This is a genomic window from Pantoea sp. ACRSC (assembly GCF_022346785.1).
GTDB lineage: Bacteria > Pseudomonadota > Gammaproteobacteria > Enterobacterales > Enterobacteriaceae > Pantoea > Pantoea alvi.
In genome coordinates, this window is the sequence record NZ_JAKRNN010000011.1 from 109,484 (window position 1) to 124,300 (window position 14,817).

Below are 14,817 nucleotides of genomic sequence, written 5' to 3' on the forward strand. Positions count from 1 at the left end.
GCCGCAAGGCTGGTAGTTGTCTCGCCGCGCAACTAAAATCACGGAAAACTATCTCAATCAGGAGCAGATTATGCGCTGGCAAGGACGTCGCGAGAGCGACAATGTAGAAGACCGTCGGGATCAAAGCCCAGCCTACAGCGGCGGACGGCAGATTCGTATCCCGCGCGGCAAGGGCGGCATTATTCTGTTAGTGGTGGTCGCGGTTGCCGGCTATTACGGTTATGACCTGACGGGACTGCTCACCGGCGGCGGGGTCGCCCCCACCAGCCAGCAGCAGCAGCGCGTCAGCGCCAATGACGACGAGGCGGCAAAATTTACCCGCGTCATTCTCGCCTCCACCGAAGATACCTGGAGCAAACTTTTCCAGCAGATGGGCAAAGAGTACAGCGCGCCAACGCTGGTGATGTACCGCGGCGCGACCCAGACCCGCTGCGGCACCGGTCAGACGGCGATGGGCCCGTTCTACTGCCCGGCCGATCGGCGCGTCTACATCGATCTCTCCTTCTATGACGAAATGAAAAACAAGCTCGGCGCGGGCGGCGAGTTCGCGCAGGGCTACGTGGTAGCGCATGAGGTGGGACACCACGTGCAGAATCTGCTGGGTATCGAGCCGAAAGTGCGTGAGATGCAGCAGGGAGCGAGCCAGACGCAGATCAATCAGCTCTCGGTGAAAATGGAGCTGCAGGCGGACTGCTTCGCCGGCGTCTGGGGCCACTACGTCAGCAAAGACAACTGGCTGGAAACCGGCGACCTGCAGCAGGCGCTGAACGCGGCGCAGGCGATCGGCGATGACCGTCTGCAGCAGCGCAGCCAGGGACGCGTGGTACCCGACAGCTTTACCCACGGCACCTCGGAGCAGCGCTACACCTGGTTTAAACGCGGCTTCGACGGCGGCGATCCGGGACAGTGCAACACCTTCGCCGCTAACTGATGTCGCCTGAGCAGCTTAGCCAGCAGATGCAGCTGGCGGGCGTCAGGCGGCTTTGCGCAATCAGCGGCGACGCGGCGTGGTCTCTGGCGCGCGCCGCCGAGTGGCGCGCCGCCCTGCCAGGGGACTGGCTGGTGGTAGGCGACGCGCCGATGGCGGGGCTGCCGCACTGCGCGCCGTCGGCGCTGCGCACGCTGCTTGGTCGCGAATTCACCCACGCTATTTTCGACGCGCGCCGCGGCTTCCACGCCGAGGCGTTTGCCGCGCTGGCGGGCACGCTGCGCGCCGGAAGCTGGCTGCTGCTGCTGACGCCGCCGTGGTCGTGCTGGGCGCAACAGCCCGACGAGGACAGCCTGCGCTGGGCTGACGTTGCCGACCCTCTCCCGACGCCGCACTTTGTCCGCCATCTGCAGCAGAGGCTGCTCGCCGATCCCGCCGTGGCGCTGCTGCGTCAGGATGCGCCACCGCGTATCGCGCCGCTGGCACAGATGCCGCGCTGGCAGTGTCGCGCTCCGCAGCAGCAGCGGGCGATTCTTCAGCAGCTGCTGGCGATGCCGCCAGGCGTCGCGGTGCTGACCGCGCCGCGCGGGCGCGGCAAATCGGCGCTGGCGGGCATGCTGGCACAGCAGCTCCCGCGCGCGCTGATCGCCGCCCCGGCGAAGGCCGCAACCGACGTGCTGTCGCGCTTTGCGCAAGATCACTTTCACTTTATGGCGCCCGACGCCATTCTCGCCCAGCCGCATCTGCCTGCTGCCGACTGGCTCATCGTCGACGAGGCGGCGGCGATCCCGGCGCCGATCCTCACGCAGCTGGTGGCGCGCTTTCCGCGCGTGCTGCTGACCACTACGGTACAGGGCTACGAAGGCACCGGCCGCGGCTTTATCCTGAAGTTCTGCGCCACGCTGGAACAGGTACGGTACTTTACGCTGGACGAGCCGCTGCGCTGGTCGCGTCAGGACCCGCTGGAGGCTTGGCTTAATCAGGCGCTGCTGTTTGAAGACGCCGCGCCCGCGCCGCTCTCCCTCCCTGGCGCGCCGCGCCCTCTGCCCGCCGACGTCTGGCAGCGCGATCCCGCGCAGCCGGCCGCCGCTTATCGGCTACTGGCGAGCGCTCACTACCGCACCTCGCCGCTCGATCTGCGCCGCTTAATGGATGCGCCCGGCATGACGCTGTGGCTGAGCGGCGAAGCGCCTGCGCTGCAGGGCGCGCTCTGGCTGGTGGAGGAGGGCGGGTTAACGCCTGAGCTGGCGCAGGCGGTCTGGGCGGGCAGGCGACGCCCGCGCGGCAGTCTGGTGGCGCAGTCGCTGGCGGCGCACGCCGGCTTCGTCGAGGCGGCAACCCTGCGATCGAGACGCATCAGCCGTATCGCCGTGGCGGCAGAGCAGCGCAGGCAGGGCATTGGCCAGGCACTGGTCGCCGCCGCGCAGAGGCAGCAGGATGTGGACTTTCTCTCCGTCAGCTTCGGCTACACCGAGGCGCTGTGGGCCTTCTGGCGCGCCTGCGGCTTTAGCCTGGTGCGTATCGGCACGCAGCGCGAAGCGAGCAGCGGCTGCTATGCGGCGATGGCGATGCTGGCGCTGACGCCCGCAGGCAGAGCGTTACAGCAGCGCGCCGCGGCGCGGCTGGCGCGCGACTGGGCGCAGCTGCGTCAGCAGATTGCCGAGCCGATCAGGCTACCGGACGCGCCGCTGACCTTTACCGACGAAGATGCCTGGCTGACGGCGGGATTCGCCTGGGCGCAGCGGCCGCTGGAGGCGAGCCTGCCGGTGCTGTCTCGGCTCGCCGCCTGCGCCTCTGTGCCGCCGCTGCTGCAGGCCGCGCTGCAACCCCAGGCGGACCCGGTCGCGCTGGCGCAGCAGGCGGGGCTGACCGGGCGCAAGGCGCTGATCGCCCGGCTGCGTCTTGAGGCGGGTGCCGCCCTGACCGCGCTGGACGCCGCGCGCGCCGACCGGCTGCGTCGGCAAGTAGAATAAATCCACAGACTTGTTCAAATATTCCCAATAGCGCTCTGCGCAGGGCGGCGTATAGTGATTAGAGGAGGTCACTATGACACTGCAATATGTAATTGTTCAGCAGCCGAGCGCGGAAGCGCAACAGCTGTTCCTGCTCTATCACGGCGTCGGCGACAATCCCCACTCAATGGCGCGGCTGGGCAGCTGGTTCGCGCGCGAGTTCCCGCAGGCGCAGGTGGTGGCGGTAGGCGCGCCGTCGCCGGGCCACTACTGGTTCAGCGAAACCGCGCAGCACGACCAGAGCGAGCAGCAGCGGATTAACGCCGTGCTGCCGCAGTTCGTCGATTCGGTGCGGCACTGGCAGGAGCAAAGCGGCGTGCGCGCCGACGCGACCGCGCTGGTGGGCTTTTCGCAGGGCAGCACCATGGTGCTGGAGGGCGTGAAGGCGCAGCCGGATCTGGCGGGCCGCGTGGTGGCTTTTAGCGGACGCTATGCGACGCTGCCGGAGCACGCCTCGACGCGCACCACCATTCATCTGATCCACGGCGAGTATGACGAGCAGATTCCGATGCAGCACGCCGAGCAGGCCGCGCAGCGGCTAACCGCGCTGGGCGGCGACGTGACGCTTGATATCGTTGAGGATCTGCCGCACGCGGTCGACGACCGCAGTATGGCGCTGGCGCTGAAGCATCTGCACTATACCGTGCCGAAGCGCTATTTCGACGAGGCGCTGAGCGGCGCGAAACCCGGCGACGACGATGTCATTATGATGATGTAAAAACGCCCTCGCGCAGGCGAGGGCGTTTCAGGACGATGGCGCGACTAAAAAGGCCCGTTACTTCTTCTTCGGCCAGTCGTCCTCATCGTCCCATTTATCGTTAAAGTCGCGATGCGGCGGCAGGTCGGGCTTGTTCGCCATAAATTTTTTATGGTCGATGCGCTTCAGATCTTTATAAACGTTCATCAACACGCCGACCAGCAACAGGATCACAAGGATCCACCAGTAATCTTTGATAAATTCCATTTGCCTGCTCCTCTCGATCGCGATCAGGCGACCAGCTGTTCCATAATGCGCTGATACATGCGGCTCAGCGTCTGCAGATCGGCTGCCTTCACGCACTCATTGATTTTGTGAATGGTGGCATTCACCGGGCCAAGCTCGACCACCTGCGCACCCATCCGCGCGATAAAGCGTCCGTCTGAGGTGCCGCCGGTAGTCAACAGCTGCGGCTTGATTTCATTATAGTGCGATACCGCCCTGACTACGGCGTCAACCAGCTTGCCGCGCGAGGTCAGGAACGGCTGGCCAGAAACGTTCCACTCCAGCGTATAGCGCAGCTGATAGCTGTCGAGCAGCGCCGCCACGCGATCCTTAATCATTTGATCGGTGAGTTCGGTGCTAAAGCGGAAGTTGAACTGCACGAAGAATTCGCCGGGGATAACGTTGTTGCTGCCGGTGCCGGCCTGCACGTTAGCGATCTGCATGCTGGTCGGCGGGAAAAAGGCGTTGCCGCTGTCCCACTCGGTGGCGACCAGCGCGTTGAGCGCCGGCATGGCGCGATGCACCGGATTATCCGCCAGATGCGGATAGGCAACGTGGCCCTGCACGCCGTGGATAGTCAGGTTCGCGGTCATCGAGCCGCGACGCCCGTTTTTCACCACGTCGCCCACCACTTCGGTGCTGGACGGCTCGCCCACCAGGCAGTAATCCAGACGCTCGTTGCGCGCCATTAACCGCTCGACCACTTTTACCGTGCCGTTTTTCGCGCTCGCCTCTTCGTCGGAGGTGATCAAAAACGCCAGGCGGCCTTTATGGCTGGGATGCGCGGCGACAAAGCGCTCCGCCGCGACCACCATCGCCGCCAGCGATCCTTTCATATCCGCCGCGCCGCGGCCAAACAGCATGCCGTCCCGGATCGTGGGTTCGAAAGGCGGATTGATCCAGCGGCTGGCGTCGCCCGGCGGCACCACGTCGGTATGGCCGGCGAACGCCAGGGTTTCACCCTGGCCGCGCGTCGCCCAGAAGTTGAGCGTGTCGTCGATAACCATCGGCTCAACCTGAAAGCCAATCGCCTCCAGACGCGCAATCAGCAGCGCCTGGCAGCCTGCGTCATCCGGGCTGAGCGAGGGGCGGCGGATAAGCTGCTGCGCCAGTTCGATTACAGGACAGAACATATTATGACTTCTCCTGGATAAACGCGTGGTAAGCGGTCTCGCTAAAGCCGACCAGCTGCGTGCCGTCTGGCGCGCGCAGCACGGGGCGCTTGATAAGGGCAGGCTGCGCCAGCATCAGCGCTTTGGCGCTCTCAGCATCAACAACGGCCTCGCGTTCGGCATCCGTCAGCTTGCGCCAGGTGGTACCGCGGGTATTAAGCAGCGTCTGATAGCCTGACTGATCGATAAGCTGCGACAGCAGCGCATCGCTCAGCCCGCTGGCGCGGTAGTCATGGAATTCAACTTCGATGCCGGCGGCGTCTAAATAGCGGCGCGCTTTTTTTATGGTGTCGCAATTTTTTATGCCGTACATCACCCACTGCGCTGTCATCAGGATTCCTCGTCTGAAAATAAGGAGGTCAGTTTAACACAGTGAGCCGGGGTGCTAAGCGGTGTCGCAGGAAAAGCGGCGAAATAACGCGAACAAAATCATTAGGATTTGTCTTAGTAACCGCTTTCATTTGCCGGGTTATTGTCACGCAGTTTATCATGATCCTGTTAAGAATTATCTTAGTGACGTTCCAGACCAGCTGGTCCGAATCTTTTTACTGTTTCTTTCATGTTTATAGTAAGTTGCTGAAATGTGCGTCAGCTAGCAGAACGAAAAAACTACAGTAATTAATCGACTCTGCCGATAGTGAAAACAGGTGTAACCGTATTCACCTGACGGAAATTTACGCGTAAAATCGTCAGCACAATAAGAGAGGGTTTATATGATCGACGCTGAAATGGGGAACTGGAAAGAATTCATCGCGGCGATGTTACGCAACAAGTAACGCGCGGCGGAAAAGGCAGGAGATCTCCCCCTTGCTCTGATTCGGACCACACATAGCAATAAGGCAGCCACCCCGGTGGCTGCCTTTACTTTTTCCATCAGTCGTGCGGCTTCGCCTTTAGCGGAAAGCGGCGGCGCACCAGCACGAAGAACAGCGGCACAAAGAAGATCGCCAGCACGGTGGCGGAGATCATGCCGCCCATTACGCCGGTGCCGACCGCGTGCTGGCTGCCGGAACCGGCGCCTGCGCTGATGGCCATCGGCAGCACGCCGAAAATAAAGGCCAGCGAGGTCATCAGAATCGGGCGCAGACGCTGGCGCGAAGCGGAGAGCGTCGCCTCGACCAGCTCGCCGCCCTTGCTGTTGATCTCGTTGGCGAACTCCACAATCAGAATGGCGTTCTTCGCGGAGAGTCCCACCACCGTCAGCAGCCCGACCTGAAAATAGACATCGTTCTCCAGCCCGCGCAGCCAGGTAGCGACCAGCGCGCCAACCACGCCGAGCGGCACCACCAGCATGACCGAGAAGGGAATCGACCAGCTCTCATAGAGCGCCGCCAGGCAGAGGAACACCACCAGCAGCGAAAGCGCATAGAGAGCAGGCGCCTGCGAGCCCGACAGCCGCTCCTGATAAGAGGCGCCGGTCCACTCAAAGCCGACGCCGAGCGGCAGCTTCGCCACCAGACGTTCCATGGCGTCCATCGCCGCGCCGCTGCTGACCCCCTGCGCCGCCTCGCCGACGATTTCGAGCGAGGAGTAGCCGTTATAGCGTTCCAGACGCGGCGAGCCGGTCTCCCAGCGGCTGGTGGCGAAGGCGGAGAAGGGCACCATGCCGCCGCTGGCGTTGCGCACGTACCACTTGTTGATATCGTCCGGCAGCATGCGGAAGGCTGGCGCGGCCTGCACGTAGACCTTTTTCACCCGCCCGCGATCGAGGAAGTCATTAACGTAGGTCGATCCCCACGCGGTTGTCAGGGTGTCGTTGATGGTGTCGATAGAGAGGCCCAGCGCCTGCGCTTTGCGCTGATCGACATCGATCTGCAGCTGCGGGCTGTCGTCCAGGCCGTTGTGGCGCACGCGCGACAGTGCAGGATCGGCCCCCGCCATCTCCAGCAGTTTATCGCGCATCGCCATTAGCTGCGTGTGGCCGATTCCGGCGTGATCCTGCAGCTGCAGATCAAAACCAGATGAACTGCCCATGCCGGTAATGACTGGCGGGCTGCTGGCGATAACGCGGGCCTCTTTGATGTCGCGGAAGGCTTTTGTGGCGCGTTCGATAATGGCGAATGAGCTGCGATCCGCGCCGGGGCGCGCTTCCCACTCTTTCAGGCGCACAAACAGCCGCGCCACGTTCTGGCCGTTGCCGCCCGGCCCCGAGCCGATAGTCGAGAAGACCGACACCACGTTCTCTTTCTCCTGCGTCATATAGTAGTTCTCGACCTTCGCCACCACCGCAGAGGTTTGCTGCAGCGTCGCACCTGGCGGCAGCTGCACCTGCGTCAGAAAGACGCCGCGATCCTCAAGCGGCAGAAACGAGGTGGGCAGCCGGATAAACAGGAACGCCATCAGGGCAATAAGCGCCAGGTAGAGCAGCAGCCAGCGGCCGCCTTTACGCAGGATGCGCGCAACGCCGCGCTGGTAGCGGTCAGCGTTGTGGTTAAAGTGGCGGTTGAACCAGCCGAAAAAGCCGCGGCGGCCGTGATGTTCTCCCTGCGCCAGTGGCTTCAGCAGCGTGGCGCACAGGGCAGGCGTCAGGATCATCGCCACCAGCACCGACAGCACCATCGCCGATACGATGGTGATGGAGAACTGGCGGTAGATGGCGCCCACCGTGCCGCCGAAAAAGGCCATCGGCACGAATACCGCCGACAGCACCAGCGCGATCCCCACCAGCGCGCCCTGAATTTGCCCCATCGACTTACGCGTTGCCGCGCGCGGCGAGAGACCCTCCTCGCTCATAATGCGTTCGACGTTCTCCACCACCACGATGGCGTCGTCCACCAGCAGGCCGATAGCGAGCACCATCGCGAACATAGTAAGGGTATTGATGCTGAAGCCGCAGACGTAGAGCACAGAGAAGGTGCCCAGCAGCACTACCGGCACGGCGATGGTGGGGATCAGCGTGGCGCGAAAGTTCTGCATAAACAGATACATCACGCCGAACACCAGCACGATCGCTTCCAGCAGCGTTTTTACCACGTCGTGAATCGAGGCTTTAACGAACGGCGTGGTTTCATAGGCGATTTTGGCTTCCAGCCCGTGGGGGAAAAAGTGCGACAGCTCTTCCACGCGCTGACGCACCAGCTTATCGGTGTTCATCTCATTGGCGCCGGAGGCGAGCTTAATGCCGAGGCCCGACGCCGGCTGGCCGTTATAGCGGCTCAGGTAATCATATTTCTCGGCGCCCAGCACCACCTGCGCCACGTCGCCCAGCGTCACCACCGAACCGTCGGGATTGGTCTTCAGGGTGATCGCCCGGAACTGCTCCCGCGTCTGCAGCAGCGACTGCGCATTGACCGTGGCGTTCAGCGCCTGCTTGTCCACAGAGGGCAGGCCACCGACCTGACCCACGGCGACCTGCGCGTTTTGCGCTTCAATAGCGCTGACCACGTCGTCGGTGGTCAGCGAGTAGGCGATCAATCTGGCGGGATCGAGCCAAATACGCATCGCATACTGTGAGCCGTAGGCGTCCACCTGACCAACGCCGTCGATGCGGCTCAGCGGATCCTGAATATTACTGGCGACATAGTCTGCAATATCCTGTTTATCCATACTGCCGTCGGTAGAGACGAACGCAAGCATCAGGATATTGCTGTCGCCGGTTTTATTGACCGTCACGCCCTGAGACTGCACCGCCTGCGGCAGCTTGCGCAGCGCGGACTGCAGCTGGTTCTGCACCTGCTGGCGCGCTTCGTCGGGATTGGTGCCGCCCGAGAAGGTGAGGGTGATCTGCGCCTGGCCGGTATTGCTGCTGTTGGACGACATATACATCAGGTTGTCGATGCCGGTCATGTTCTGCTCGATAACCTGGGTGACGGTGTTTTCCAGCGTTTCCGCTGAGGCGCCCGGATAGTTGGCGGTTATGCGCACGTTGGGCGGCGCAAGGTCGGGATATTGCTCAATGGGCAAAGAGATAATCGCCAGCGTGCCGCACAGGCTGATTAAAATTGCCAGCACCCAGGCAAAAACGGGACGGTCGATGAAAAAATTCGACATCGAATCGACACTCCTCAGCAGCGTTTCGCTTTTATTCTCAGAATGCGGCCCACGCTTCACGCAGGCCGTGCGGGCAGGGAAAAGTCACTCTTTCGCTGAAACTTACTCTACGTGCTGCAAATCAGGAAAGCGTGGAGAAATTGTGGAGAAAGTGTAAAACCCTCGTCAGGTCAGCCGTGGCGATTTTCCAGCCACATAACGGTTGCGGCGACGCGCGAGCGCACGTCGAGTTTTTTCAGCAGATTGCGGATATGCACCTTAACCGTCTCTTCCGAAATATGCAGCGCGGCGGCGATCTCTTTGTTCGACAGGCCGCGCGCTACCTCCTGCAGCACGTCGCGCTCGCGTTCGGTAAGCAGGCGAAACGGACTGGCGCTGTGCTGGCGCGTGGCGAGATAGTCGTGCACCGCGTCGCTGAAGATTTTCTCGCCGCGCGCCGCCTGCAGGATCTGACCGGGCAGCAGTTCCGGATCGCTGTCTTTAAGCAGGTAGCCATCCGCGCCGGCATCCACCATCGCGTCGATATCGCTGCGCGCATCCGACACGGTAAAGATCAAAATGCGCGAACTGATCCCCTCATGACGCAGCGCCTTCAGCGTGTCGAGGCCCGACATGCCTTTCATATTGAGATCGAGCAGAATGATATCTGGCGCCAGGCGGCGCGCCTCAGCCAGCGCTTCGGTGCCGTTGTTCGCCTCGGCAATCACCTCCAGCCGGGGCTCCAGCGCCAGCAGCTGGCGAATACCGCGACGCATTAGCGGATGGTCATCCACAATCATTACCGTCAGCGTAGGTTGTTGCATATTAACTCCCGGCGAATAACGCGAAAAAGCGCGTCTGAAAAGGTTAAAAAGAGGCGTTGTGCGTCAACGCGATAATATTACGTCGGCGGCGTGGCGGGCCGCGGTGGAAAACGCAGCGCGACCTGCGTACCGCGCGCCTGCGCCTGTATCTTCAGCTTGCCCCCCAGCCGCGCCGCGCGCTCCGACATGGTGGTCAGGCCGTAGTGGCCCTGCGGCTCTTCGGTGCTGGCGATGCCGACGCCGTCGTCCGTCACCGTAAGTAAATGCTCACCTTCCGCATTGCGCTCGTAGCGTACGCTAATCGTGGCGGCATCGGCGTGACGAATGGCGTTGAGCACCGCCTCGCGGGCAATCTGCAACAAATGCACCTGCTGCTGCGCATCCAGCGTTTCCAGTCCGGGCTGGAAACTAAAGTTAATTTTAGCCGTAACCTGCTCCTGCAACGATGTAATCATCGCCTGCATTGCCGCCACCAGATCGGCCTGCTCAATGGTCAGGCGGAAGGTCGCCAGCAGCTCGCGCAGCTGACGATAGGCGTCGGAAAGCGTGCGGTCGACGTCGGCGATGATGCTTTGCGCCTCGGGGCTGGAGGTGCCGAGCGTGCGGCGCAGTAGCGTAAACTGGATACGCAGAAACGAGAGCGCCTGCGCCAGCGAATCGTGCAGCTCGCGCGCGATAGTGGCGCGCTCTTCAATTAACAGCATCTGCTGCACCTGCTTTTGCGTCTGCCAGATCCAGACGGCGCGCGACAGCATATTGCCCAGGCTCTGCATCAGCGCCTGACGCGGCTGAGCCTGTTCGCTTTGCCAGCGCAGCGCGCCGGTCTGCTCGTCATCCTGCTGCAGCACGACGCTGTGCCAGCCTGCACGCTCATCGCTTTCGCCGACGCTGAAGCGGCCATGCTCGCTCTCCAGCACCAGCGCGCGCAGGTTTTCGCGCTCGCGTACCTGTGCCATTACGCTTTCGAACAGCGCCGCGCTGAGGGGGCGGGCGGTCAGCATCTGCGAGCTTTCATAGAGCAGCGACAGCGTACGGTTCGCCTCCTGCAAATCGCGCGTCTTCTCTTCAACCGCGCTGGCCAGCGCCTGATGGTGCGAATGCAGACGCGCCGCCATGGCGCTAAAGGTCTGCGCCAGCACGCGCAGTTCGTTATTCTGCTCTACCACCAGCGGCGGAAAGGCGAAGTTGCCGCTTTCGACGTAGCGGCTGGCGGTGACCAGCGCATTGAGCGGACGCACCACCTGGCGGCGGCTAAAGCGAATGGTGGTCAGCGCCAGCGCCACAATTAACACCACGCCCAGCAGGCTGCTGGCCGCCACCAGCTCCATTTTTCTTTCGCTGTAGCGCTGCAGCCCCATCACAAAGCGATCGATCTCGCCGACGTAGTTCGCCACCTGCTGCTGGTAAAGCGCAGCCTCGCCGCGCTGCAGCTGCTGTTGAAGCGCGGGCCAGGCGGTGCGCAGATGGTGATAGCGGCTGACGACCTCCCGCGGCACCCAGGGGCGATCGAGGTCGCGCAGCGCAGGTTTGTTGAGCGTCTCTTCATACTCCAGCAGATGCTGCCGCAGCTGCTGCGGCGCGCTGGTGCTGTCCCAGGCCAGCCGGTAGCTCTGCATGCGCAGCGAGCCCGCCAGGTTAATCGCCTCGGCGTCGCGCAGGCTGCTGGAGAGCGTCATCAGCGCCAGTCCGGTGGTCAGCAGCGCCAGCAGCACAATGGCGCTCAGCGCCTGGGCGATACTGCGAGTCACAGAACGTTTCACAATCACGGCAATATCCCTGTTTCAGGTGTGGGCATTATAAAGGAGCGAGCGCGTAGCCGCCAGGGCCGCGCAGCTCATCGATACGCCGGCTTACACTCTGCACAAAAAATGAACTCCGCTGACATAACCCAGGAGAGCACGCGGCGCAGCGTGTAAAAAGCAGACAGGTTTACATCGGCCAGATGTTGGTTTTCATTACGACGCTAATAATTCTTAGCAGTATTAAACAACTCACCTGCAACCCCCTTGAAGGAGCATGCTATGAAAAAAGGTATTCTGATTCTGGCTGGCGCCCTGTTGGCAACCGCTTCGTTCTCTACGCTGGCGGCCACGCCGGTTGACCAGGAGCAGGCGCAGGGTCTGCAAAGCCTCGGCAGCGTATCCGTTTCAAACGCGCGCGGCTCGCTGGATGACGCTACGCGTCAGCTTTCGCAAAAAGCTGAAGAGATGGGCGCCAGCCACTACCGCGTTATCGGCGTCGAGAACCCAGGCGACTCCAGCCTGTGGCGCGGCACCGCAGAGATCTACCGCTAACCCTCACGCCACGCTTTCCATCCCTGTAGCGCTTACCGGTCTGCCAATGGCCGGTTTTTTTGTGCATTAAACCCGATTCTTACAAAACACTTTGTGCACCTTATCGGTATCTTTTGCTTCGTTCAGGCAGAACGGGTAGGATTCATCGCCGTAATTTCCCCTGCCGCTTTACCTATAACTCACAGGCAGATTAAGCGGATAATTACCCCATTTCACATGGCGTACGCAATCGTTTGTGATCGCCGTGATTGATGGTCAGGACAAACAGGAAGGCTATGAAATCTACTAAAAAAACCGCAGCCGAAATGCGTGCTGCGAAAAGACGCTGGCTGAACTCACATGACACCGGCTACCACAAGGCGATGGGCAATCGTCACGTTCAGATGATTGCTATCGGCGGCGCCATCGGCACCGGCCTGTTTCTCGGCGCAGGCGGACGCTTACAGGCGGCAGGACCGGCGCTGGCGCTGATCTATCTGGTATGCGGTATCTTCTCGTTCTTTATCCTGCGCGCGCTCGGTGAGCTGGTTCTGCACCGTCCCACCAGCGGCAGCTTCGTCTCCTATGCGCGCGAGTTTCTTGGCGAAAAAGCCGCCTATGTCGCGGGCTGGATGTACTTTGTCAACTGGGCCATGACCGGCATCGTTGATATCACCGCCGTGGCGCTCTACATGCATTACTGGGGGGCCTTCGGTGACGTGCCGCAGTGGGTGTTTGCGCTGGGCGCACTGGCGATTGTCGGCACCATGAACATGATCGGCGTGAAGTGGTTTGCCGAAATGGAGTTCTGGTTTGCGCTGGTGAAGGTGCTGGCGATTGTGATTTTCCTGGTGGTCGGCGTGGTGTTCCTCGGCACCGGCAAGCCGCTGGATGGCAACGCCACCGGCTTCCACCTGGTGACCGATAACGGCGGCCTCTTCCCGCACGGCCTGCTGCCGGCGCTGGTGCTGGTGCAGGGCGTGGTGTTCGCCTTTGCCTCTATCGAGCTGGTGGGAACGGCGGCAGGGGAGTGTAAAGATCCGGAAACCATGCTACCGAAAGCGATCAACAGCGTTATCTGGCGTATCGGCCTGTTTTACGTTGGCTCTGTTGTGCTGCTGGTCCTGCTGCTGCCGTGGAACGCCTATCAGGCGGGCCAGAGCCCGTTCGTGACCTTCTTCTCGAAGCTGGGCGTGCCCTATGTCGGCAGCATCATGAATATTGTGGTGCTGAGCGCGGCGCTCTCCAGCCTGAACTCCGGTCTCTACTCCACCGGTCGTATTCTGCGCTCCATGGCGATGGGCGGTTCTGCACCGAAGTTTATGTCGAAGATGAACGGTCAGCAGGTGCCCTACGCCGGGATTCTGGTCACCATCGCGGTCTATGTGATCGGCGTGGTGCTCAACTACTACGTGCCTTCGCAGGTATTCGAGATCGTGCTTAACGTTGCATCGCTGGGCATTATCGCCTCCTGGGGCTTTATCGTGATCTGCCAGATGCGTCTGCGCAAAGCGATCAAAGAGGGCAAAGCGGACGATGTCAGCTTCAAGCTGCCGGGCGCGCCGGTCACCTCCTGGCTGACGCTGCTGTTCCTGCTGAGCGTGCTGGTGCTGATGGCGTTTGATTACCCGAATGGTACCTACACCATCGCCGCTATTCCGGTTCTGGCGGTGATTCTGGTGCTGGGCTGGTTCGGCGTGCGCAAGCGCGTTGCCGCTGTGGCGCAGACCGAGCACGATCATCTGCACGACGACGAAAAGCCGCACGCGCTGGCTGATGACGCCGCGCGCTAAGCTGAATATCCCGCACTGAAAAAGCCTGCCCGCTGACGGCAGGCTTTTTTATTCCCGCCGCTTATAGTTTTCCCGCGCGCTTCCCCCTATGATGGCAGGCTCCCCTAAATCGGCAGTGGAGCCACTATGTCGTTCAAGATCAATATCATCAAAGACAAACTTCTCTCCGACAACTACTTTATCCTGCGCAACTTCACCTATGAGATTGCCACCAAAAACGGCGAGGTGGTGCGCCACAAGCGCGAGGTGTATGACCGCGGCAACGGCGCCACTATCCTGCTCTATAACCGCGAGAAAAACAGCGTGGTGCTGACGCGCCAGTTTCGTATCGCCACCTGGGTTAACGGCAACGCCAGCGGCATGCTGATCGAGGCCTGCGCCGGGCTGCTGGATAACGACACGCCGGAAGACTGCATTCGCAAAGAGGCGATTGAAGAGACGGGCTATGCGGTGGGCGAGGTCGAGAAGCTCTACGAAGCCTATATGTCGCCGGGTGGCGTCACCGAGCTGATTCACTTTTTCGCCGCCGAATATAATGAGGCGCTGCGCGATAACGCTGGCGGCGGCGTAGAGGATGAGGATATCGACGTGCTGGAGATCCCTTTTCCCGAGGCGCTGGCGATGGTGAAGGATGGCCGTATCCGCGACGGCAAAACCATTATGCTGCTGCAGCATGCCCGACTGGCGGGCTGGCTGAAAGCCTGACGCGACGCATCAGGATGGAGCTCCGGGCGAGGCGTCGCCGCCTATTGTCCGATAAATCTGATTGAGATAAATCCGGGCGCTCCCGATGATGAAAAAGGTGATTTCTGTGGCACCGCATCGCATTATAGTATGCTTTTTCAGCAGTTAAGTGCGCTTTCC

Annotated in this window: 13 protein-coding genes; 7 read left to right on the forward strand and 6 right to left on the reverse strand. The window is 61.6% G+C overall.

What is annotated here, in order from left to right:
* Window positions 1-70 precede the first annotated feature (70 nt).
* The 3 genes from MHZ97_RS12645 (at window position 71) to ypfH (ending at window position 3,658) form a co-directional block, all read left to right on the forward strand.
* Window positions 71-931, forward strand: a complete 861-nt coding sequence (locus MHZ97_RS12645) for a neutral zinc metallopeptidase (protein WP_103794448.1) — start codon at window positions 71-73, stop codon at window positions 929-931.
* Entirely contained in the window at window positions 931-2,901 is a 1,971-nt protein-coding gene (locus MHZ97_RS12650) for a tRNA(Met) cytidine acetyltransferase TmcA (RefSeq protein ID WP_239314741.1), read from the forward strand. Before MHZ97_RS12645 ends, MHZ97_RS12650 begins: the two co-directional genes overlap by 1 nt.
* A gap of 73 nt (window positions 2,902-2,974) precedes the next feature.
* On the forward strand, window positions 2,975-3,658 hold the full coding sequence (ypfH, locus tag MHZ97_RS12655) for an esterase (RefSeq protein WP_239314740.1): 684 nt from the start codon (window positions 2,975-2,977) through the stop codon (window positions 3,656-3,658).
* Between the two features lie 57 nt (window positions 3,659-3,715).
* Here ypfH and MHZ97_RS12660 read toward each other — a convergent pair whose 3' ends face one another.
* From MHZ97_RS12660 to MHZ97_RS12670, 3 genes are read right to left on the reverse strand one after another with little or no spacing between them, the layout of a single operon-like run.
* On the reverse strand, window positions 3,716-3,904 hold the full coding sequence (locus tag MHZ97_RS12660; protein WP_103794313.1) for a YpfN family protein: 189 nt from the start codon (window positions 3,902-3,904) through the stop codon (window positions 3,716-3,718).
* A gap of 23 nt (window positions 3,905-3,927) precedes the next feature.
* The gene (gene dapE / locus MHZ97_RS12665) at window positions 3,928-5,055 is read right to left on the reverse strand and encodes a succinyl-diaminopimelate desuccinylase (RefSeq protein ID WP_239314739.1); all 1,128 of its coding nucleotides are present in this window, start codon (window positions 5,053-5,055) and stop codon (window positions 3,928-3,930) included.
* 1 nt (window position 5,056) lies between these two features.
* A complete protein-coding gene (locus MHZ97_RS12670) occupies window positions 5,057-5,425 on the reverse strand; it encodes an ArsC family reductase (protein WP_239314738.1) in 369 nt (122 codons plus the stop codon).
* Window positions 5,426-5,807: 382 nt separating this feature from the next.
* Here MHZ97_RS12670 and ypfM point away from each other — a divergent pair, with 382 nt between their 5' ends.
* Entirely contained in the window at window positions 5,808-5,870 is a 63-nt protein-coding gene (gene ypfM, locus MHZ97_RS22465; RefSeq protein ID WP_143806259.1) for a protein YpfM, read from the forward strand.
* Window positions 5,871-5,967: 97 nt separating this feature from the next.
* Here the strand turns inward: ypfM and acrD are convergent, their stop codons facing one another.
* The 3 genes from acrD to narQ all read right to left on the reverse strand — a co-directional run bounded on the left by acrD (window position 5,968) and on the right by narQ (window position 11,653).
* Window positions 5,968-9,084: a multidrug efflux RND transporter permease AcrD gene (gene acrD / locus MHZ97_RS12675; RefSeq protein WP_239314737.1), complete on the reverse strand. Its 3,117-nt coding sequence runs from the start codon at window positions 9,082-9,084 to the stop codon at window positions 5,968-5,970.
* A gap of 170 nt (window positions 9,085-9,254) precedes the next feature.
* Entirely contained in the window at window positions 9,255-9,887 is a 633-nt protein-coding gene (locus MHZ97_RS12680) for a response regulator (protein WP_103794309.1), read from the reverse strand.
* 77 nt (window positions 9,888-9,964) lie between these two features.
* The gene (gene narQ, locus MHZ97_RS12685; protein WP_239314736.1) at window positions 9,965-11,653 is read right to left on the reverse strand and encodes a nitrate/nitrite two-component system sensor histidine kinase NarQ; all 1,689 of its coding nucleotides are present in this window, start codon (window positions 11,651-11,653) and stop codon (window positions 9,965-9,967) included.
* Between the two features lie 255 nt (window positions 11,654-11,908).
* Between narQ and MHZ97_RS12690 the strand changes: the two genes are divergently transcribed.
* The 3 genes from MHZ97_RS12690 (at window position 11,909) to nudK (ending at window position 14,658) form a co-directional block, all read left to right on the forward strand.
* A complete protein-coding gene (locus tag MHZ97_RS12690; RefSeq protein WP_103794307.1) occupies window positions 11,909-12,181 on the forward strand; it encodes a YdgH/BhsA/McbA-like domain containing protein in 273 nt (90 codons plus the stop codon).
* Window positions 12,182-12,456: 275 nt separating this feature from the next.
* Window positions 12,457-13,953, forward strand: coding sequence for an L-asparagine permease (gene ansP, locus MHZ97_RS12695; RefSeq protein WP_239314735.1), 1,497 nt, complete (start codon window positions 12,457-12,459; stop codon window positions 13,951-13,953).
* 126 nt (window positions 13,954-14,079) lie between these two features.
* Window positions 14,080-14,658 (forward strand): GDP-mannose pyrophosphatase NudK, encoded by a 579-nt coding sequence (nudK, locus tag MHZ97_RS12700; RefSeq protein WP_239314734.1) that lies wholly within the window; start codon window positions 14,080-14,082, stop codon window positions 14,656-14,658.
* Window positions 14,659-14,817: the final 159 nt, after the last annotated feature.